General features: G+C 69.5%; 20 protein-coding genes. 10 read left to right on the forward strand and 10 right to left on the reverse strand.

The window, feature by feature from the left end:
* The first annotated feature begins 464 nt into the window (after window positions 1–464).
* Window positions 465–926, forward strand: coding sequence for a sigma factor (locus C4T42_RS32800; RefSeq protein ID WP_280177406.1), 462 nt, complete (start codon window positions 465–467; stop codon window positions 924–926).
* A 232-nt stretch (window positions 927–1,158) separates the two neighbouring features.
* Here the strand turns inward: C4T42_RS32800 and C4T42_RS27410 are convergent, their stop codons facing one another.
* From C4T42_RS27410 to C4T42_RS27420, 3 genes are read right to left on the reverse strand one after another with little or no spacing between them, the layout of a single operon-like run.
* Window positions 1,159–4,068 (reverse strand): hypothetical protein, encoded by a 2,910-nt coding sequence (locus C4T42_RS27410; RefSeq protein ID WP_103986238.1) that lies wholly within the window; start codon window positions 4,066–4,068, stop codon window positions 1,159–1,161.
* A gap of 38 nt (window positions 4,069–4,106) precedes the next feature.
* Entirely contained in the window at window positions 4,107–5,471 is a 1,365-nt protein-coding gene (locus C4T42_RS27415) for an HlyD family type I secretion periplasmic adaptor subunit (RefSeq protein WP_103986239.1), read from the reverse strand.
* A gap of 3 nt (window positions 5,472–5,474) precedes the next feature.
* Window positions 5,475–7,238, reverse strand: a complete 1,764-nt coding sequence (locus C4T42_RS27420) for a type I secretion system permease/ATPase (protein WP_020095903.1) — start codon at window positions 7,236–7,238, stop codon at window positions 5,475–5,477.
* Window positions 7,239–7,611: 373 nt separating this feature from the next.
* Between C4T42_RS27420 and C4T42_RS27425 the strand changes: the two genes are divergently transcribed.
* A complete protein-coding gene (locus C4T42_RS27425; RefSeq protein WP_020095904.1) occupies window positions 7,612–7,938 on the forward strand; it encodes a helix-turn-helix transcriptional regulator in 327 nt (108 codons plus the stop codon).
* 85 nt (window positions 7,939–8,023) lie between these two features.
* Here the strand turns inward: C4T42_RS27425 and C4T42_RS27430 are convergent, their stop codons facing one another.
* Window positions 8,024–8,278 (reverse strand): hypothetical protein, encoded by a 255-nt coding sequence (locus tag C4T42_RS27430; protein ID WP_020095905.1) that lies wholly within the window; start codon window positions 8,276–8,278, stop codon window positions 8,024–8,026.
* A gap of 438 nt (window positions 8,279–8,716) precedes the next feature.
* On the opposite strand from C4T42_RS27430, the gene C4T42_RS27435 reads away from it, so the two are divergent.
* The 5 genes from C4T42_RS27435 to C4T42_RS27450 all read left to right on the forward strand — a co-directional run bounded on the left by C4T42_RS27435 (window position 8,717) and on the right by C4T42_RS27450 (window position 12,729).
* Window positions 8,717–9,406 carry a sigma-70 family RNA polymerase sigma factor gene (locus C4T42_RS27435; RefSeq protein ID WP_026605354.1) on the forward strand — a complete coding sequence of 230 codons (690 nt, stop codon included), beginning with the start codon at window positions 8,717–8,719 and terminating at the stop codon, window positions 9,404–9,406.
* Window positions 9,407–10,140: 734 nt separating this feature from the next.
* The gene (locus C4T42_RS27440) at window positions 10,141–10,365 is read left to right on the forward strand and encodes a hypothetical protein (protein ID WP_020095907.1); all 225 of its coding nucleotides are present in this window, start codon (window positions 10,141–10,143) and stop codon (window positions 10,363–10,365) included.
* A gap of 181 nt (window positions 10,366–10,546) precedes the next feature.
* Complete coding sequence (gene repC / locus C4T42_RS27445) at window positions 10,547–11,677, forward strand: plasmid replication protein RepC (RefSeq protein ID WP_103986240.1); 1,131 nt, start codon at window positions 10,547–10,549, stop codon at window positions 11,675–11,677.
* A 158-nt stretch (window positions 11,678–11,835) separates the two neighbouring features.
* Window positions 11,836–12,012 (forward strand): hypothetical protein, encoded by a 177-nt coding sequence (locus tag C4T42_RS32125; protein WP_181049227.1) that lies wholly within the window; start codon window positions 11,836–11,838, stop codon window positions 12,010–12,012.
* Window positions 12,013–12,324: 312 nt separating this feature from the next.
* Window positions 12,325–12,729 carry a response regulator gene (locus C4T42_RS27450; RefSeq protein ID WP_020095910.1) on the forward strand — a complete coding sequence of 135 codons (405 nt, stop codon included), beginning with the start codon at window positions 12,325–12,327 and terminating at the stop codon, window positions 12,727–12,729.
* Between the two features lie 71 nt (window positions 12,730–12,800).
* Here the strand turns inward: C4T42_RS27450 and C4T42_RS27455 are convergent, their stop codons facing one another.
* The 6 genes from C4T42_RS27455 to C4T42_RS32135 form a co-directional block, all read right to left on the reverse strand.
* Window positions 12,801–13,013 carry a hypothetical protein gene (locus C4T42_RS27455; protein ID WP_020095911.1) on the reverse strand — a complete coding sequence of 71 codons (213 nt, stop codon included), beginning with the start codon at window positions 13,011–13,013 and terminating at the stop codon, window positions 12,801–12,803.
* A gap of 217 nt (window positions 13,014–13,230) precedes the next feature.
* Window positions 13,231–13,491: a hypothetical protein gene (locus C4T42_RS27460; RefSeq protein ID WP_026605355.1), complete on the reverse strand. Its 261-nt coding sequence runs from the start codon at window positions 13,489–13,491 to the stop codon at window positions 13,231–13,233.
* 322 nt (window positions 13,492–13,813) lie between these two features.
* On the reverse strand, window positions 13,814–14,176 hold the full coding sequence (locus C4T42_RS27465; protein WP_020095913.1) for a DoxX family protein: 363 nt from the start codon (window positions 14,174–14,176) through the stop codon (window positions 13,814–13,816).
* 73 nt (window positions 14,177–14,249) lie between these two features.
* Window positions 14,250–14,381 (reverse strand): hypothetical protein, encoded by a 132-nt coding sequence (locus tag C4T42_RS32805; RefSeq protein ID WP_020095914.1) that lies wholly within the window; start codon window positions 14,379–14,381, stop codon window positions 14,250–14,252.
* Between the two features lie 536 nt (window positions 14,382–14,917).
* Window positions 14,918–15,055 carry a hypothetical protein gene (locus tag C4T42_RS32130; RefSeq protein WP_157861912.1) on the reverse strand — a complete coding sequence of 46 codons (138 nt, stop codon included), beginning with the start codon at window positions 15,053–15,055 and terminating at the stop codon, window positions 14,918–14,920.
* A 10-nt stretch (window positions 15,056–15,065) separates the two neighbouring features.
* Window positions 15,066–15,242 carry a hypothetical protein gene (locus tag C4T42_RS32135; RefSeq protein WP_158684253.1) on the reverse strand — a complete coding sequence of 59 codons (177 nt, stop codon included), beginning with the start codon at window positions 15,240–15,242 and terminating at the stop codon, window positions 15,066–15,068.
* A gap of 334 nt (window positions 15,243–15,576) precedes the next feature.
* Here C4T42_RS32135 and C4T42_RS27480 point away from each other — a divergent pair, with 334 nt between their 5' ends.
* From C4T42_RS27480 to C4T42_RS27490, 3 genes are all read left to right on the forward strand, one after another.
* Entirely contained in the window at window positions 15,577–15,831 is a 255-nt protein-coding gene (locus tag C4T42_RS27480) for a hypothetical protein (protein WP_026605357.1), read from the forward strand.
* 181 nt (window positions 15,832–16,012) lie between these two features.
* Complete coding sequence (locus C4T42_RS27485; RefSeq protein WP_234083319.1) at window positions 16,013–16,444, forward strand: hypothetical protein; 432 nt, start codon at window positions 16,013–16,015, stop codon at window positions 16,442–16,444.
* A 167-nt stretch (window positions 16,445–16,611) separates the two neighbouring features.
* A complete protein-coding gene (locus tag C4T42_RS27490) occupies window positions 16,612–18,576 on the forward strand; it encodes an alpha/beta hydrolase domain-containing protein (RefSeq protein ID WP_103986241.1) in 1,965 nt (654 codons plus the stop codon).
* Window positions 18,577–18,579: the final 3 nt, after the last annotated feature.

The raw sequence follows: 18,579 nt of genomic DNA on the forward strand, positions 1-18,579 counted from the left end.
ATGGTACTGTGTCTCAAGACACGGGAGAGTCGGTCGCCGCCAGACCCGCCCATCGCAATCATCATTCCCTCAGCACGAACACCGATCCGGCCCCCGGACACGGCGCACGCTCACACTGAGCCCGCGCCGGATCTCATCGGTCGCTCCGCACCCGTGCAGGTTCTCTGAGCCACGTCACCTTCTGTGATGGGCGTTCGATCGGCCGCAAGGCCATCCCGATCAGCCGAGAGATCGCGCGCAACCGCGAAGGCGGTTCCCCGCGTCGCGCGAGGGCTGACTGATCCCGGACATCTGCCTGCTTCGTGCCTCTCCCGACCTGTCGGGCCGAACGCCTCGGCCACTCGTCGTTCGCCCGGCACCGACGACCGCGCTGTGCCGAAGGCGCGGCCTTGAGGGCTGTACAGCAAACCTCTATTATGATGCTGCTGTACAATGCCTCCGGTCAGTGTGGAATCGAGCATCGCATGCCGTGCCATCCGGACACGCGCTCACGGTCGGTCCCCGGTGATAGGGCTGGATCTCCGTCCTTCAGGCCTGATGGCGGACCAGAGTGTCCGCCTGCCGCGTCCGGCCCCGACAAGATCCATCTGCGTCTTCCGCATTCAGGGGATCTCAATGCGGCGGCCGATCGGGATCCGGCGTTCGACGCGGACCGTTTCCGGGCAGCCCTCGTGGAGTTGCTGCCCGACCTGAAGCGATTCGCAAGGTCGATGGCGGAGACGGCCGATCAGGCTGAGGACTTGGTTCAAGAGACGCTGCTCAGGGCTTGGCTGTGTCAGGATCGCTTTCGTCCTCGTGGCCATCTTCGAGCCTGGACATTCACCATCATGCGGAGCAGCCTCTCGCCGTCCAAGCGTGAGACAGCGGATCCGACGGATGTCGGCAACGCTGCACCCGACAGGCGACGCATCGATCCTGGCCGGTGAAACCGCGGAGCGTTCTCGCAGGACGAATGGCGACGGCCACGTCCTCTGACGAGGCGGTGCTGGATGTGGCGACGCCGATCATCGACGCGCGCGCTCTGCTGCGTGCGTCGAGATATGAGCCGCTCTTCGTCAGATCGAGTGCTTCGCGCTCCCCGGTCGAGTTCAGGGCGGTCGAGCGCCACCGTCGAGAACTCACGAGAATGCCTGCCGTTCGCGGATCCTCGGTTTCCCGTCAGGAGTGGAGGTCGAAGTGATGGGCGTTGGCGCCGTGATCTGAAACCCCGATCAGGCCGACGTCTCCGTGGACGCCACTGTCCGCCGGTGCGTGGCTCGGTCCGGCCGGTGAGCCGGGTTTGCTGTCGGACGCGAATTCGATGGTGCCGTTCGGGCCGATGCTGGCGGCCGGTCTCGGACCGTGACTGCCCCCGCTCGTCGGGGGACTCGGCTCGCTTGACGGTTCTTGATCGCGGCTCACGCCTCCCGATCCCTGGCGCGAGAGCGATTGGTCTGACGCCACCGGGGTGCCGACGTTCGCGGCCGCAACGGCAGTGCCGTGACCTGTGTGGTGCGGGCCCGCGTCGAGGTTCGCGGGATTGGGATCCGCCCCGACCGCTCGATCCTGCGTGCCGCTCGGCGAGATGCCTGCGTTCGCACCGGTTGCCGGGTTGGAGCCGTCCGAGTTCCGCAGATGCGGTTCGGTCTCTCGGGCGTGATCCGCAGCCTCGCCGCTGCGGCCGGGCCCGTCGGCGGTCTGAGTATGGCCTGGATCGTCCGCTCTCACCCCCGCCAGCGCGCTGGCCGAAGGAGCGATTGGGTCCGCGTTGGAAGCCGCGCTGTGAACGGCGGGACCCTGTGCGTGCGGTCCATCGTCTCGGAGGTGCCCGGGCGGCTCGCCGCTTCGATCGTCCTGCCCGTGGCCTGGATCGGCAGCGCGCGCCTGCGTGCCGGCTGACGGCGGACCTGGGTCCGCGTCGGTGGCCGAGCCGTGACCGCGGCTATCCTGTGCGGGTGGTACCGTATCGTGAAGATGTCCCGGCGCCTCGGCGCTCCGGCCAAGTGAAGCACCGGCCCGCGCGTGACCGGGATCAGCAACATCCGCCTGCGTCTGCGCGCTCGCGGATGGTTGGACCGGATCCGTGTCGGCGGCCGAGCCGTGATGGCCGGCATCCCGGGCGTGCGGCGCCGTGTCTTGGACATGTTCCGGCGCCACCCCGCTCCGAACCGGTCCCTCGCCAGCCTGCCTGTGATCCGGTTCGGCGGCTCTGGCCTCGATCTGCAGGTTGGCTGCCGGTGCTGAGGGGGTGGGATCGGTGGCCGCCGTGCCGTGGCTGCCGGCATCCTGTGCGTGCCCTGCCGGGCCCTGGATAGATCCCGGTGCCTCGGCGCTCCGGCCGGGGCTTTCGCCGGCCGGAGCGTGCGCAGCCACCGCGCCGCTCGCCTGCACGGTGGCTGAGGGCGGCGCTGATTGCGTGCCGGTGTCCGTGCCCTGACCGTCATTGTCCTGGGCGTGCGGCGCCGAGCCCCGGAGGTGGCCCGGCGCGGCGGCACTCCGGCCGGGACCTTCGCCGGCCTGCGTCGAGCCTGGATCGGCAGTGCTTGTCTGAGCCTGCGCCAGACCCGGCGGTTCATCCGGACCCGCGCCGCCGGCCGCGTCCAGTGGAACGGCCGCCGCGTCCTTGTGATGGCCTGGCGCATCGGCGCTCCGGCCAGGCCCGTCGCCATCTTGACCGCGGCCCTGATCGGTGACCTCCCCCCGGACCTGCGCGAGGCCCGCTGTTGGACGCGGGCTCGGATCGGATGCTGCACTGGGGTCGCCGGCCGCGCCGTGCAACTCCCGTTCGGATGCACCTGCGCCGATGCCTGAAGCATCCGCATGCGCGACCGCGTCGTGCCGTCCCCTTGCCTCCGGCGACACGCCCATTCGCAGACCGTTGTCCGGGCTACCGGAGCGCTCCTCGACCGGGAGCTGCGCGTGTCTCAACTCGGGCTGTGCGGCGGCATTGAGCCCATTGACCGGGGCTGGCGGAGCTTCGGATGCCGCGTGACCGGTCGTCGGGGTCACGCTCTGGGCCAGCGATGGCGCCTCACCGGTCGCGCTCGACGACGGGGCTCCCTGTTCCCGTGCCGCGGCGTCCCCCGATGGCGCGGCGCCACCGTCCGATCTGGAATCCGGAGAGGACGATGAACCCGCTGCGAGGGCTGCGCTGGCCTCGGCGCCGCGCGCGAGCGGCTGAAATCCGGATTCCGCGCCTGCCCGGGTCGGCCCATGGCCGAGGGCCGGGTCTCTGAGGCCGATGAGCCCGAAATCGGCGGCGTCAGATCGGGCAGAAGCGACCGCAGCCGACTCGGCCGTTACGAGACCGGCCGCGCCGCTCGCGGGACCTTCGTGGCGGCCGGTGCCGAGCGGACCTTCCGACTGGACGGGGCTCGCCGCTCCACCCGTCGTCGGCGACAGGCTGCCCTGGTCACCCGGGACGGCGCTGCTAGCGCCCCGCGCGCCGAGGTATGATGTGGCCTCGATACCCTGTGCGGGGTGGTCGACGAGGGCATCCGCGGCGAAGACCATGGCCGAGAACACGATCAGCCCGACCTGCTTCCGGTGGCTGTCGCGCTCATCGGCATCGCCCGTGTCGCGCGCTTCGGACGGCCCGTGCTGTTGCGCGTGGCCCGCGTGAGGGGGCTGCGCCGCGCTCTCGGTCGATCGCTCCCCGTCATCCGCGCGGGCGTCGTCGGGCGACAGGCTCAGGGCCGCAGCCGCGACGAAAGCCGCGAGCAGCGCCGCCGGGTGAACCGAGAGCTTCGTCCCGCGGGCATCCTGCGGGATCGGGAGAAGCTCGGGATAGCGTCGGGCGATCTCGTTGATGAGGGCGCGGAAGTCGCTGCCTCGCATCGGGCTGTCCAAGACATCGGACGCGATGACGTAGCTGCCGTCGATCCTGGCGAAATGCATGACGGCGTCGCCATCCGGCCGGCAGAAGACGAACCAGGGATCCGCCTCGTCGCTCAGGCCCTGCTCGCTGCCGATCTGCAGGCCGGCTCGGATCAGCGCGGCCTCGACGCGGTAGAATTCCGCGAGTTCCTGCTGCGACCAGCCGCCCTGGCACGTCGTTGCGGGTCGGAAGAACGAGATGACCGCGCCCATCGGGACCTCACGTCCGCACAGTGACTGAGAAGCGGACTCTATCGTTCATGGAAACTGCGTCCCAGAGCATCGAAGAACGGCGCCACCAGATAGTCGAGCGCCGTGCGCTCGCCGGCCGAGACGACGACCTCGGCGGGCAGGCCCGCCAGGAGGCGTGGTCGTACGTCGTCCGGGAGTTGATGGTCGTCGATCTCCACGGTGCCGGCGAAATAGGCCTGCTTGGTGCCGTCGTCGATCAGGCGGTCGCGGGAGACCATCGTCAACGTCCCGAAGATCGCCGACATGCGGCGCGTCTGAAAAGCCGGAAACTTCACCTCGGCCCGCATGCCGGCATGAACCGCCTCGAGATCGTTCGGCGCGAACTGCACGCTGATCACGAGCCTGTCGTTCGTCGGAACGATCTCCATCAGCGGCTCGCCCGAGCGGACCACCTGGCCGATCGTGTAGACCTTCAATCCCTGGATGACGCCCTGGTGCGACGCCCGGACCTCGTGCCGACGGAGAACATCCCGGGCCACGATGAGCTTCTCGCGCAGTTCAGCGATCTTCTGGCGCGTGTCGAGGAGCTGCGCGGTCAGCGATTCCTGCAGCTTCTGCTTGAGCTGCGCGGTCTGCATCCCCGCCTCGTTGATGTCGTTCTGCGCCTTGGCGGTCTCTGCCACGGACCGTCCGATCACGCCTCGGAGGCGCGCGTGCTCGCGCTCCATCATCAGAACGCGCGAGAGCGGGATGAGGTTCTTCTCCTGGAGGCCGCGCAGGCCCTCCAGCTCCTGCTGGATCAGCGCGACCTGCTGCTCGCCCGAGGCCTTCTCGACCGCCAGCCCGGAAATCTCCGTCTTCAGCTGCGTGACCCGCGCCTCGATGAGGCCGAGCTGCGCCTGGAAGGACGCGCGGCGCTCCGACAGCTGGCTGGCCTGGTCGTCGATCAGGCCGGCGACGGCCGGCTCGGCGCGCCGCTCCGCGATCTCCGGCGGCAGGAGCAGATCCTGCGCCTGGCCCTGCTCCGCGCGGAGGCGCGCTTCGAGGATCAGGGCCCCGTCGAGCTGGCCGCGGAGCAGATCGTTGCTGGCTCGCGATTGCACGGGATCGATGCGTAGCAGGACGTCGCCCGCGCGAACCGCCTGGCCGTCCCGGACCAGCACCTCCTGGACGATGCCGCCTTCGAGATGCTGCACCACTTTGCGGCTGCCTTCCGCGACCACCACCCCGGGACTGATGACCGCCCGGTCGAGGCGCGCGACGGCGGCCCAGGTGCCGACCACCCCGAACGTCGCGACGATGAGCGCGTAGCCGGCGACGGCGTACGCGCGCCAGTTCGTCAGGTCGGCGGAGCCCGACCGGTCCCGATCGGACCTTCTTCGCTCGGGGGACGGGCTCGGGATCGCGGCGCGCGTGACGGTCATCGCTTATCCCGCGCTCCGCTGTTCGTCGGAGCTGCGGCGGCTCTGGGATGCCGCGGGGCCGACGGGCGGCACCAGGGTCGGGACCGGCCGCTGGCCGGTGACGTGGGCGAGAACCTGCTCGGGCGTGCCGGAGAGCTGCACGCGGCCCTCGCTCATGAGCAGGATACGGTCGGCCTCCTCCAGCAGGCTCACCTTGTGGGTCACCAGCACCACCGTCGTCCCGGATCGCTTCAGGTCCGCAACGGCGCGCATCAGCGCCGCCTCGCCGGGCTGGTCGAGACTCGCATTGGGCTCGTCGAGCACGACCAGGCTCGGCTCGCCGTAGAGCGCGCGGGCCAGAGCGATGCGCTGCCGCTGACCGCCTGACAGCCCGTGTCCCCCCCGACCGATGACCGTATTGTAGCCCTCCGGAAGCGACTGGATCAGCGCGTGACAGCCAGCCCGTTGGGCAACCTCGATGACGCGCGCGTCGTCCCGGTCGGCGAAGCGCGCGATGTTCTGCGCGACGGTCCCGTCGAACAGTTCGACGTCCTGAGGCAGATAACCAACATGCTGCCCGAGCAGGGCCCTGTCCCAGTGGTTCAGGTCGGCCCCGTCGATGCGCACCGTGCCTTCCAGCAAGGGCCAGACCCCGGTGAGCGCGCGAACGAGCGTCGATTTGCCGGCGGCACTCGGGCCGATGATCCCCACGACGCTGCCGGGCTCGAGCCGGACGCTCACAGCCTTGAGGATGGGGCGCGTCGCGCCGGGGGCCGCCACCGAGATGTCTTCGGCCTCGATCAGGCCGCGCGGCCGCGGCAGGACGAGGCGGCGCGTCTCCGAGCCGGCGACGGCCACGAGATCGACCAATCGCCGGTAGCTCGCCCGCGCCGCCGTGAACCCCTTCCAGTTGCCGACGACCGCCTCGATCGGCGCGAGGGTGCGGCCGATGATGATGGACGCGGCGATCATCGACCCGGCCGAGATCTCGCGGTGAATCGCCAGATACGCGCCGATGCCCAGCACCAGGGTCTGCAGCAGCATGCGGACGAACTTCGTGGCCGCGACGATCAGGCCCGCGCGATCGCTGGCCCGCGCCTGGAGGAGCAGGACGTCGTCGTGGCGGCGCCCCCAGAGCCCGCGCATGGACGCGACCATGCCCATGGCCTGCAGCACCTCCCCATTCCGAAAGACCGTGGCTGCGCTCTGCCCCGCTTCGCGCGAGGCCTGACTGGCGGCGTCGAGCGTCCGACGGGTGGCGACCTCGTTGAGCAGCGTGAGGCCGAGGATCGTGCCGCCGCCCACCAGCGCCATCCAGCCGAACCAGGGATGGAGGATGAAGCAGGCGAGCAGGAAGATCGGTATCCAGGGCAGATCGCAGAACGCCAGCATGCCGGCGCCGGTCAGGAACTCCCGCAGGACGTCCACGTCGCGCAGCGCCGTATCGTGCTGCGCGCCGGGCCTGAGCAAGGTGCCGCGATGGGCGGCATCGAAGATCGGCGTGGCGATTTTCTGATCGAACACCACACCGCCGCGCACCAGGAGGCGGGCGCGCAGCATCTCCAGCATCGCGTAGACGGCCAGGCCGAACGCAGCGATCAGCGTGATCCCCGCCAGGGTCGTCTCACTCCGGCTGGGTATCACGCGGTCGTAGATCTGGAGCATGTAGAGCGGGCTGACGAACAGCAGCAGATTGATGAAGAGCCCGAACACCACGGCGGTCGCCAGGACCGGCCGGAGCGAGCGCAGGCCGATGGTCAATGCCGATTGCAGCGAAGGATCGCCCATTCTGCCCTCTTCCTGCGATCGATCGGCACGATCGGCGATTCCCAATGGCTCAGATTCCCGTGCTGCTCGCGTCAGTGACCCGCGGGCGCTCAGATCCGCGAGCGGCAATCGTACGTGCGATTCTCGACTTTCATGGGCCGCTATCCAGAGACATGCACCGGTAGTGGGGCATCCGGCGCCATTCTCCAAATCGTTCCTTACAGGATGATAGCGCTATTCAGGTAGTTGCCAAGCAACGGGATCCGTTCGGGGAGGACGCGGGGACGACGGGTGCCGCCGCGCATCTGGACAGCGCGGCTCCGTCCCAGCTATATGGTGTTTACTGTATAAGCGCCGCGCCGAGTGGCTTCGGTCGGCAGGAAGGTGAAACCCCGTGTATGCCCATCAGCAACGCCTGGACTCCGAGGAGGTGCTGGAGCTGCGTCGGGAGGGGGGACGGTATCTGAAGGAACTGCGGGAGGCGCGCGGCCTGTCGCAACGACAGCTCGCAGCTCTTGTCGGTGCGGATTACTACACCTTCATCTCGCAGCTGGAGACCGGGCGCGGTCGTATTCCTCCGGATCGGTACCGCGCGTGGGCCGAGGCGCTGGCGATCGAGCCGAGAGCGTTCGTCCGGAACGTGATGCGCTTCTACGACCCGATCACCCACGAGATCCTGTTCGGCGATCGGAGCGCGGAGCCTGAGGGCAACGAGGCGTAGGCCGTCGACGCTCTCAGGGCCCGGATCGTTCGGATGCGCGAAGCGCGCGGGACGGCTCCAGCCTGGAGACGACCGCCCGCGCAGCTCAGGAGGTGGAGTGGTCCGCACCGTCCACCGTCTGTGATCCGAGGGGTGATGGGTCGTCAGACGTCACGTCGGCGGCCGATACGGGCGCGCCGATCGCCGCCATCAGCATTCGCAATCCCTCGATCCACGTATCGGCCTCGGCCCGCGAGATGCACCCGCTGCGGCGAAAGATTTTGCCGGACTCGAGCTTGACAACAACGTCGAAGTGGCCGTCCGGCCTGTCCGTGATCCAGTATTCGACATTCTGAGGCATCGACGCTGCCCAATAGATCCTCACTTGGCCGGCAACAGCCGCCCCGCCCACGCAGCTCTCAGTCTGACGGCGAACGCGCGCCTCTCGCCGACGTGACTCGTTCACCTCGATCCGTTGTTCCTCGCTCGGCCTCAGACCACGTCGGGGTTCACCTGCGCGCGCGATGATCTTCGGCTCCTTCTCGGTTCAACATGTCCGCCCCCCAGGGACGGAAGCGTGCCCCAACGCGTAGGCCGCGGAGAACGATCCGCCGCTTGCGGGGTTAGATGTTCACTGTACAGTCAGGTGGCGGGTCCTATCTGGAGGGGTGGACGCTCGATGACGCGCGTGGTCGGGCCACTCCCGCCGGATGGCCCGCTGCAGATCGCCGGTTCGTCAGGCGGGATTCACGGCGGCCCGAGATCGGTTCGTGCGGCGAGCGCTTTGAGAGGACGTGAGTTGACGGACACGCTGGTTGCTCAAGACGGCGGAGTCGATCGGCCGAGCCGACAGGACCCTCCGGAACCCGCGATTCTGCCCACCGGTGTGCGGGATCATCTCGGCCTGCAGCTGCGCGCCGCCTACGAGGCCGTGACACGGGCACAGACACCGCCGCGTCTGCTGGACCTCGTCGCGCGGCTCAATGCAGCGCTGGAGGGGCCGCGCCAGGACGATGCCACCGCGTTTCGCGAGGGCCTGACCGAAACGCTGCCCGGCCTGCGCGCCTTCGCCCTCTCGCTCGTCGGCGATGCCTCGCGCGCCGACGATCTGGTCCAAGAGACTGTGCTCCGAGCCTGGGCGCGCCAGGACCTGTTCATCCCAGGTTCGAACCTGAAGGCGTGGCTCTGCACCATCCTGCGCAACCAGTTCTACACCGAGTGCCGCAAGCGAAAGCGCGAGATCGAGGACGTGAACGGTGCCGCCGCGGCGCAGCTCACGGCGCCCGCAGCCCAGGAGCACGGGTCCGATCTGCAGATCGTCTGGTCCCATATCGGCAAGCTGCCGGAACTGCAGCGTGAGGCCCTGCTCCTCGTGGGGGCCCAAGGCCTGACCTACGAGGCTGCCGCGGAGGTGATGGGCTGTCAGACCGGGACCGTGAAGAGCCGGGTGAGCCGCGCCCGGGCCTTGCTCGTCGCGCATCTCGCCTGAGACGAGCATCCTGACCGAGGGCGGATTTTCTACGCTCGACGGCCCCTGCATGGTTGAGACAGGTGCCCATCCGCGCTCCGCCCTGGGGCGAGTCCCGACGGGCGACGACCTGGGAACGGTCCCCCGCCGTTCTGGCCGGTGTCGAACCTCGACGGCTCGACCATCCTTGTCGGACGGATAGCCCGGGCAGAGAGACGAGGTCGGACGCGCGACACGCTCGAAGGCCGGGGAAAGGCCAGGCGCAGGCCGGCAAAGCCGTCTCGGCCCCTATCGCGACCGCGAAACCGCCGCGGGACGCCCTCCCCCATCGCGCTTCAAGTCGCACGAGCGTGTCGCGAGCAGCGACTGCACCACGCGGCCGCCATCGTCGATGGACACCGCCGCGGTTCAGCCCGCGCTTCGGCAAGGTTCGGGCCCGTCCCGGTCGCTGCCGCCGCAGCAGGCCGCTCGTCCCGGTCCGAGCCAGAGATCATCCCCGGGCACCTCGACGGACGCTCCGCCTCCACGCGCCGCCCGTGTCGCACGAAGGTCGGCCGTGGCGTCACCGACCATTGGGCAGCGCCGCGTCTGGCATCCTCGCCGCGGAGGCTCTCGGCGCGGTCTCCGGTGCCGCCGCGGAACAGGTCGCCCTTAACAAACTCACCCATCCCCGTACGAATCCGGGTCGCCGCTGGACTCACTTTGCAGAATCGGTCCACATGAACAGTCACGTTGGCAGAATCGGGCGGGGACCGATGACCGCAGAGGAACGGCTGGCTGAGCTGAAGGCGGCGGACACGCGCCGTCAGACACGTCGCAGGGAGGCTCTGAAGCAGAAGGGCATGACCCAGCAGAACGTGTGGCTGAAGCCGTCGGTCAAGGCCGTCATCGACCAGGCGATCCAGAACGGTCGGTTCAGGAGCCGTACCGAGGCGATCGAGTGGGCGCTCGCGTCTGCCTTCGAGGAGAAGTCGGCATGATGTAACGGGCAAAGCAGAAGGCCCCGAGGCGGGAACCTCGAGGCCTTTGGACCTGACATACCCTGGGATGGGGCGCGACAGGCGATTCGCACCCCCTTTATGCCCCCTCCCCCAGGCCGTCGTCAAGAACACCCTTCGGGGTGAACGGTCCCGCTTTGCCTCCTGAGAGGAGGCGGACGAGGTGGAGACAGTTCATTCCGGTGGCCGGCCGCTCACGCGCGCCGCGCTCGCCGGCCGGAGACGTGCGCTCGAAGACGGGCGGACGGTCTCGCGCAGGGAGCTCTCGGCCGCGGGCCGGGACGCGGCCAAGGCCCTGAACCTGCGCCCTGCCCTGCGTTCGATCCTCTCGGCGCTCTGCGCCGTGTGGGGTGAGCAGGATTGGGAACGCTTGGTGGTGTGGCCCTCGAACGAGCACCTGTGCGGGATGACCGGGCTGTCGGAGCGCGCGCTCCGCTACGGCCTGCGCGACCTGGTGGCCCTGGAGGTCATCACACCTCGGGACAGCGCGAACGGCAAGCGTTTCGCCATCCGCGGGCCGGGCGGCGCCGTCATCGACGCGTACGGTTTCGACCTGACTCCCATCGTCGCCCGGAAGGGAGAATGGGCGACCGCGATCATGGAAGCCACCGCGAGGGACGCTCAGCGAAGCCGCGCGTTCGATCTCCTGACCGTTCGTCGCCGCGCGGTGTCGGAGGCCCTTGCCGCCCTGCGCGCCCGCTTCCCGGCCACGGATGCCGCCGATCTGCTCGCGGCGCAGGAGGCCCTGGAGCGCAGCACGCCGAGGAGACGCGCTTCCGGCGTGGCCCCTGACGTCGTCCTCGACGCCTGGGGAGAACTGCAAGTCATGGCGGAGGATCGTTTCTATCAAGCCGCCTCTGCCGGCAATTCCGGCCGTCACTTAGAACAAGACACCGGATCTCCTACCGATCCTTGTGCAAAGGCTCCCGAGAAGGAGCCTGAGCCGACCCGTAGGCCCGAACCGTCACTCGTCGCGGCTGCTTGCCCTGTCGCTGCCGAATTCGGCGTCACCCTCAGAACGGAAGCGGATGTCATCGAGATCGGCCGGCTGATGCGGGGCGGGATCGGCGCGCATCCGTCGGCCTGGAGCGAGGCTTGCGAAGCCCTCGGTCCGTTCCGGGCCTCGGTGCTCGTGCTGATCGTCGCGCAGCTCCACGACGACGACGTGCGCCGGGGTGAGATCCGCATCAAGAACCCAGGCGGCTACTTCAGGCAGCTCGTCCGCCTGTGTTCCGAAGGTCGCTACGGGCTCGAAGCCGAGCTCATGGCGATGCGCAGGAGGAAGATGACGTGACCTCGGGCGAACGTCACCTGCCCCGGACCGCCAAGCCCTGCAGATGCGCCACGCCGCGGCAGCGAATCCGGGCACCCGGATCCTGACCGATGTAGGTAGCCTCCGGATCCCGGAACTCACGCTACGCTTGCGCGGCCGTTGAACATGGGAGGCTTGCGGTGAAGGTGTTTCAGATCCGGCACGAGGTGACGGGCGCCATCCTCTCGACGGGCTCGGCGCCTGACCCGCTCGCTGCCCTCGACGCCATGGCGCACGAGGCGGGGTATTACGATCATTCCGATATCCCCGACCATCTCCGGGCCGGTGGACTCGCCATCGAGGAGATTCGGGTCTAGCGCGCCGACCACCACGCGAAGAGTCCGATCCCTTCCCGGCTCCAGGCACGCTGCGGTCATCGAGGGGCCGGGCAGGCGCCCTCGCTTCTCCGAAGACCGCCACGGTGACGTGTCGGTGAGCGATGCCGGATTGGTCGGGCGCCTGCAGTGCCGTTCCGCCAGGAGGCCGAGCAGGTTCCGCGGCACCCGGCACTCTCGGTGCGAGGGGTTCGGCGCGTGATCGCCCCGAACCCGGTCCCCATCGGACAGGTTTGCGTGGGACGCAATCGGGGTCCGCTGCGTTACTGCGGCGACGAAGTGTGGAGATCCAGGATGGCAGACGCCGTCGCGTCGCAACGCGCTGTGCTGATTGTCGAGGACAATCCCGTGCAGCTCATGGATGCGGCTGCAGCCCTTCGCGACGCGGGATACGAGGTCGCGGAGGCCGCCACTGTCGAAGCCGCCCAGGCTCATCTGGCGGCCCGTCCCGAACTTGTGGCCATGGTCGCGGACGTGGACTTGGCAGGCGAGCCCTTGAGTGGCTTCACCCTGGCCAAAGCCGTCGCGGCGCGCTGGCCCGAACTGGCGATCCTGATCGTGTCGGGTGTGGCTTGGCCCGCCGAGGAGCAGATGCCGATGGGCGCTCGCTACCTGCGCAAACCGTTCACACCGGAGGGGCTGGCCGGCGCGCTGGGGGCTGTGCTGGCGGCGCGGGGCGTAGGGTCCGTGCCGCATTGACGGTGGCCAGCCCAGCGTGCGCCGGCGCGGGAGAGATGCGCCGTCGACGACGGGCCGCATCACGGCGAGGTTCAGGTCCCGCTGTCGCCGGCGCTGGCGTCGTCGCTACCGTCGAGCAGCCAGTCCGGTATCCCGGGAAGCACTTCCCCAGCGACCTCACCGGCGGTCTTCAGGGCCCGCTCCACTTTCGCTTCCGAGTACTCGCCGCGGACCTCGGCGAACAGCTCGCGCGCCAGACGGTCCAGCTCCTCGTCCGAGAGCGTCTGGTCCGGCTCGTCCCTCATGCGTGCAGGCCCCCCAAGCATCGGCCGTCCTGCGCCACCGATCCCGTCACGGGGCGGGAGCGCGTCCGGTGTCATCACCCGTGAGCCGATACGCAACGCGGCTCGCCAGCACGGTGCCTGGGCCCGGTTAGGGGATCGTCACCGGCGGGGGACCGAAGATGTCCCAGGCTGACGCTGACGCCGCCGATCCTTCCGTCGCGGTGATCGGCCACCCGCCTCAGTCCACGCCGCAGGCGAGCAGATCGCGCCTGCGCTGCTCGGACGTCTCTCGGGCCTCGTCCTGCCAGCTGGCCTCTGGCGGGTCTCGGTCGGCCTTCACCGGTCGCTCGCCAGGCAGGTACAGACTGCGGGGATCACCGGGCAACGCGCCCGTCGTCTCGGGGTCCCGGTCGCAATCCCGAGCCGGCTGATCGGCCAGGGCGAGCGCGGGACCCGCGCACACGACGACGGCCACGGCGAACGCGAGCAACTTTCTCATGGGGGTCCCGATGGGCCAGGCCCGGCGCATGTACCGCGTCGCCGGTAGGGCCGGAGGGCTTAACGGCGGTTCGCGATGGTCGCCACACCCGTGTCGGCACGGCAGACATGCGTGACCGTCGCCGCAGATCGATCGGCGCCCGGGGACGATTTCCACGTCGCCGGCACCCAGCCGCGGCGGCCGGGCGTGGTGTCCGGATTGCCGCGTGCCCGTCACTCCGCTCGCGGCCGCGCCGGTCAAGGCTCGAACCGACGAGCCCCCACTGCGCCCCCACTGCGCCCCCGCGCGGACGTGAATGGCCGAATCCGCCCTGTCGGAACGGTCAGGCCTGCCGCATCTCCGTGTCGCTGCCGGACGGCAGAAGCTCGGACCGGCGCGCGTGAGCGACGCCGCCCAGCAGGATGAGAAGCACGAGGGCGGGAAGCGGCATCAGAACGGGGTCGCCCGCGAGGAGATGGCTGCCGACCGCGCCGGCCATGAGCACGGCGAGCAGACAGGCGCCGAGGGCGACGCAACCGGGCGTCCAGAGGAGCACCGCGCCGAGGAGTTGCAGGGCGCCGACCACGTCCATGAACCACAGCGGGTAGCCGAAGCGGACGAAGCCCTCGACCTCGAACGGCACAGCGGCGAACTTCATGCCGGCGGCCACCAGGAACACCGCGGTCAACAGGCCTCGCAGCGCCACGCTGCCGACACTCCGCCTATCCCGAACCCGAGCCATCCCCACACACCTCCCAGCAGGCATCACGCTCGGCGGATCAGACGAAGTGCGTCGGCAGCGCCGCGGTCAGGGCGAGCTGGAGGACGGCGAGCGCCAAGCCAGTCAGCATCGACCAGGCCACGATGTGGTCGGTGACGGTCATGCCCTTGGTCATCATCTTGGTGGCCATCGGTGGTTGCCTCATCCGTGCAGCCGTGGATCGGCTGTCCCAGGACGGTCATATGGCCAAGCTGAATTGCGCCGTTATTGCTTCGATTATTGCGTTGGATTGCACCAAATCAGTTGAGACGCCGTTCTCGGAGAGCGATCCACAGCGCCACGCGCGATCGCCGGCACGCCTCCGGGATGCGCCGCGACGCCATGGCCGCGCGGCGACCGACCGCCGCCGGCCACATCGTCGGCTACATGCCGGGGTGAGGCCGTCCTCGCCCACGCTGGCCCGGAGCGCCGTCAGTTTGCCGCCGTCCCGCTCAGCGGTGACGAAGGCCTTCGCGTCGGGACGGATCGCCGACGGATCGGCTGGCTCATAGGCGACGATCGGTGTCTCAGGCGACACCGCCACGGTCTCCGACGCGCCGCCCCCGTGAGCCTCCGCGGCGGGGAGCCGACAACCCGGGAAGACGGGTGCGGCGCTCGGCGACGCCTGGAGTCCAGCCCACCCGTTCGCGGGCGCGACGACGGTGCTGTCGGGAGGACGCTGCCGATTCAGGCGTCCGCGTCGGCGCGTCCGTCCCACGCGTCGAGGCGCGACGGCGCCATCGGTGCCGCGGCGGCGATCCCGAGCCGGGTCGCGGCAGCCACAGCGGCGATGATGAGGCCGATGAAGAGCAATGGTTCGAGCATGGCCGTGCCCTCAGCTATGGGCCCGCGCGGCAAGATGGCGGCGCGCCGAACGGTGGCGGGCACGCGCATTGTGCTGCCGCCGCATCTGTTCCTGGAGGATCTCGTCTTCGTGCTGAGGGAAAACTGTGATCGCGGTCGATTGCGGGACACGCAGACCGTCCTCACGCTGCGGATAGATTGGTTTCATGACCGCTCCCCCGTATTACCTACGTAGAAGCTTAACCGTTCTTTAACCGATTGCAACCCGGTGGCGTGGTCGGGTCCCGACGGCGCCGGCGCGCGCCGGAGATCCATCCTCGTCGGGTGGTCCACCTCGATCGCCGCGGCGACGCGCCTTCCCTCACCAGCCCGGGCACTGGCCGCATTTCGGGCCCGACGGCTCCGGTCCCGGCAGACCCCCCGATCGCAGAGGCCGGGCGGCTGCTGATCCGGGCCGGGGAACTACCTCAGGCACGGTTGCCGCCTATGTCATCTGACCGGGAGCCGCCGTCGGACTGACTTTGATCGTGGAGGACGCAACGATGCCGCCCAAGCTGACCAAGACCATCATCGGAGCCGTTATCGCCGTCGCGCTCGCCGCTGCAGTCTCCTACGGAGTCATCAGCCAGCAGACGGCCGACAAGATCCAGACTCAGGCGAACCAGACCCTGCAGAACGATCAGGCTCCGGCCAGCACCGGTCAGCAGCCGCCGCCTCCGCCTCAGAACTCGATCCCGCAGGCACCCGCACAGCCGGGGGCGTCGCCGCAGAACCCCGCGCCGGCACCGCGTCAGTGAGCGAATCCGGGCGCGTCGATGGTGGGTCCGCGACGTCGAGCACGCCCCGGGATCGGCCCGGGTCACTGGCATCGGGGTCGACGGCACATCCTCCCCTGTCGGCGATGACGTGAAGCCGCGGCAACGAGAGCGCGGCCCTGTTCGAGCAGAATACTTCGGAGATACGGCGGTCATCGCGGAGGTGCCCTTGGCAAAACCGTTTGCCACGCTGCTGCTCGCAGCAGCCGTCTCTGTTCTGTCAGATCTGCCGGCGCGATCTCAGGTCGCGCCCGTCAACAACTGGGCTGAGTTCCGCGAGGCGATGGCGGCGTGCTGGACGGTGCCGCCCGGCACGGAGGGATCCCTGATTGCCTACCGGTTCGGCCTCGACAAGACGGGTGCCATCCGGGGCAAGCCGCTCATCACCGCGCGGCGACTGGTCGGCGACCAGGACGCGCACCGTCGCTACGAGGAGGCGGCATCCGCTGTGCTGGCACGCTGCTTCCCGCTCAAGGTGACACGGGCGTTCGGCGCGATCCTCGGCGAGAGCCCGATCTATCTGCGGTTGGTCAACACGAAGCCAACGGCCGCCTACCAGATCAACAGCAACGTGACGATCTTCGCGCCTCGCTAGGCTGCCCCTCGCGGATGCTTGCCTTGCCCGCCCGGGGGCCTCCCGAGACCGGCTGACAGGCGGTCCGGGAACGCAATGCCTTCGCGGGCAGCGCGCTCGACGGCCCGTTCCATCTGTGTTTGCTGACACGGCCGGCCAGGAGAACGAGCCGCGCGAGAGGGGGGACCATGCGGACCGGTTGGATTCTTGCCGGCGCGCTCGGCTGCGCGCTCGGCGTCACGCCGACCCAGGCGCGGATCACCCAGATCAAGGTCGTCACCGTCGAGCCGTTCGCCGACGGCGCTGAATTCGGACCTGCCGGCGCGTACGAGCGGGTCATCGGTGCCGCCCGCGGCGAGCTCGATCCGGCAGATCCGGCCAATGCCGGCATCGTCGACATCGCGCTGGCGCCGCGCAATGCGCGCGGCATGGTCGAATACAGGACCGACCTGTTCATCCTGCGCCCGAAGGACCCTGCCCGCGGCAGCGGTACGCTGCTGTTCGAGGTGCTGAACCGCGGCCGCAAGTTCCTCTTCAACTGGGTGCTGGACGCGCCGGCCCAAGGGGCCCAGGCTGTCAACGATCCGCGCAACGCCGTCGACGCCGGAACCGGCCTCGTCCTGCGTCGCGGCGACACGATCGTCTGGTCGGGCTGGGAGGCGGACGCGCTGCGCCAGCAGGGCGGCATGGCCATCGACGTGCCGGTCGCCTCCAGGAACGGCAAGCCGATCGTGGAGATCGTGCGCGACGAACTCGTGAGCGCGACGCGCGGGCCGCCAGAGGCGCCCTTCTATCTCACCTTCAAGGCGGCCAGCCAGGACAAGGCCGGCACGCAGCTGACCGTGCGCCGCCGGGAGGCCGACCCGCCGCGGCCGGTTCCGGAGGAGGCGTGGCACTACGCGACGCCGCGGCAACTCGAGCTCCTGCCCAAGGGAACGAAGCCGCTGCCGGGCTCGATCTACCAGTTCACCTACCGCGCCACCGAGCCGAAGGTGCTCGGCATCGGCTTCGCCGCGACGCGCGACGTGGTCGCCTACCTGCGCGGCGATGCCGCCGGTGGCGCCAACCCGGCGGGCGGAGCGATCCGGCACGCTGTCGCGCTCGGCATCTCCCAGAGCGGGCGGTACCTGCGCGACTTCATCGCCCAGGGCTTCAATCGCGACGAGGCCGGGCGCCGGGTCTTCGACGGCGTGCTGTCGCACATCGCGGGGATCGGCGGCGTCTTCCTGAACGCGCGCTTCGGCCAACCGTCCCGCACCAACACGCAGCACGAGGACCATCTCTATCCGGAGAATGCCTTCCCGTTCTCCGCGGCGGTTCAGCACGACCCGGTGACGGGACGGAACGGCGCACTGCTGCGCGACGACGGCTTCGACCCGCTGCTGATCGAGGTGAACACCGGCACCGAGTACTGGCAGAAGGGTGCCTCGCTGCTGGCGACGGATCCCCTGGGCCGCACCGACCTGGCCTTGCCCGACACGACACGCGTCTACTTGGTCTCGAGCGGCTTCCACTACGGGCGCGCCGGACTGACCTCGAGCAGAGGCCCCTGCGCCAACATGCGCAGCACCCTCAATCCGGCGCCTGCCCTCCGGGCGCTTCTCGTCGCACTCGAGGACTGGGTGACGCTCGGCACGCCCCCGCCCGACAGCCAGATCCCGCGCCTGTCGGACGGCACGCTGGTGGAGCCGGCCGAGGCCGGCTATCCCTTCATCGTCGGTGTGCCGGTCCCGACCGCCCCGAACACGATCGCCCGCTTCAGCACCTACGTCGATCCCAAGCCCGAGAGCGGGCCGCAGTACCGGCCGCTCGTGCCCCGCGTCGACGCGGATGGCAACGACGTGGCAGGCATTCGCCTGCCGGCCGTCGCCGCACCGCGCGCGACCTTCACGGGCTGGAATCTCTACGCCGATCCCTTCCCGGCGGGGGCCCTCTGCGACCGGGAGGGGAGCCAGCTTCCGTTCGCCCGGACCCGGGCGGAGCGGGAGGCCAACGGGGATCCGCGGCCCTCGCTGGAGGAGCGCTACCCGGATCCGGATGCCTACCTGGCTGCCGTGACCAAGTCCGTGGACGCGCTGGTTCGGGATCGCCTGCTCCTGCGCGAGGACGGCGACCGCCTTGTCCAGGCGGCGCGGCAGGAGTCCGCGCCATGACCG

This window comes from Methylobacterium sp. 190mf (assembly GCF_900107945.1).
Classification (GTDB): domain Bacteria; phylum Pseudomonadota; class Alphaproteobacteria; order Rhizobiales; family Beijerinckiaceae; genus Methylobacterium.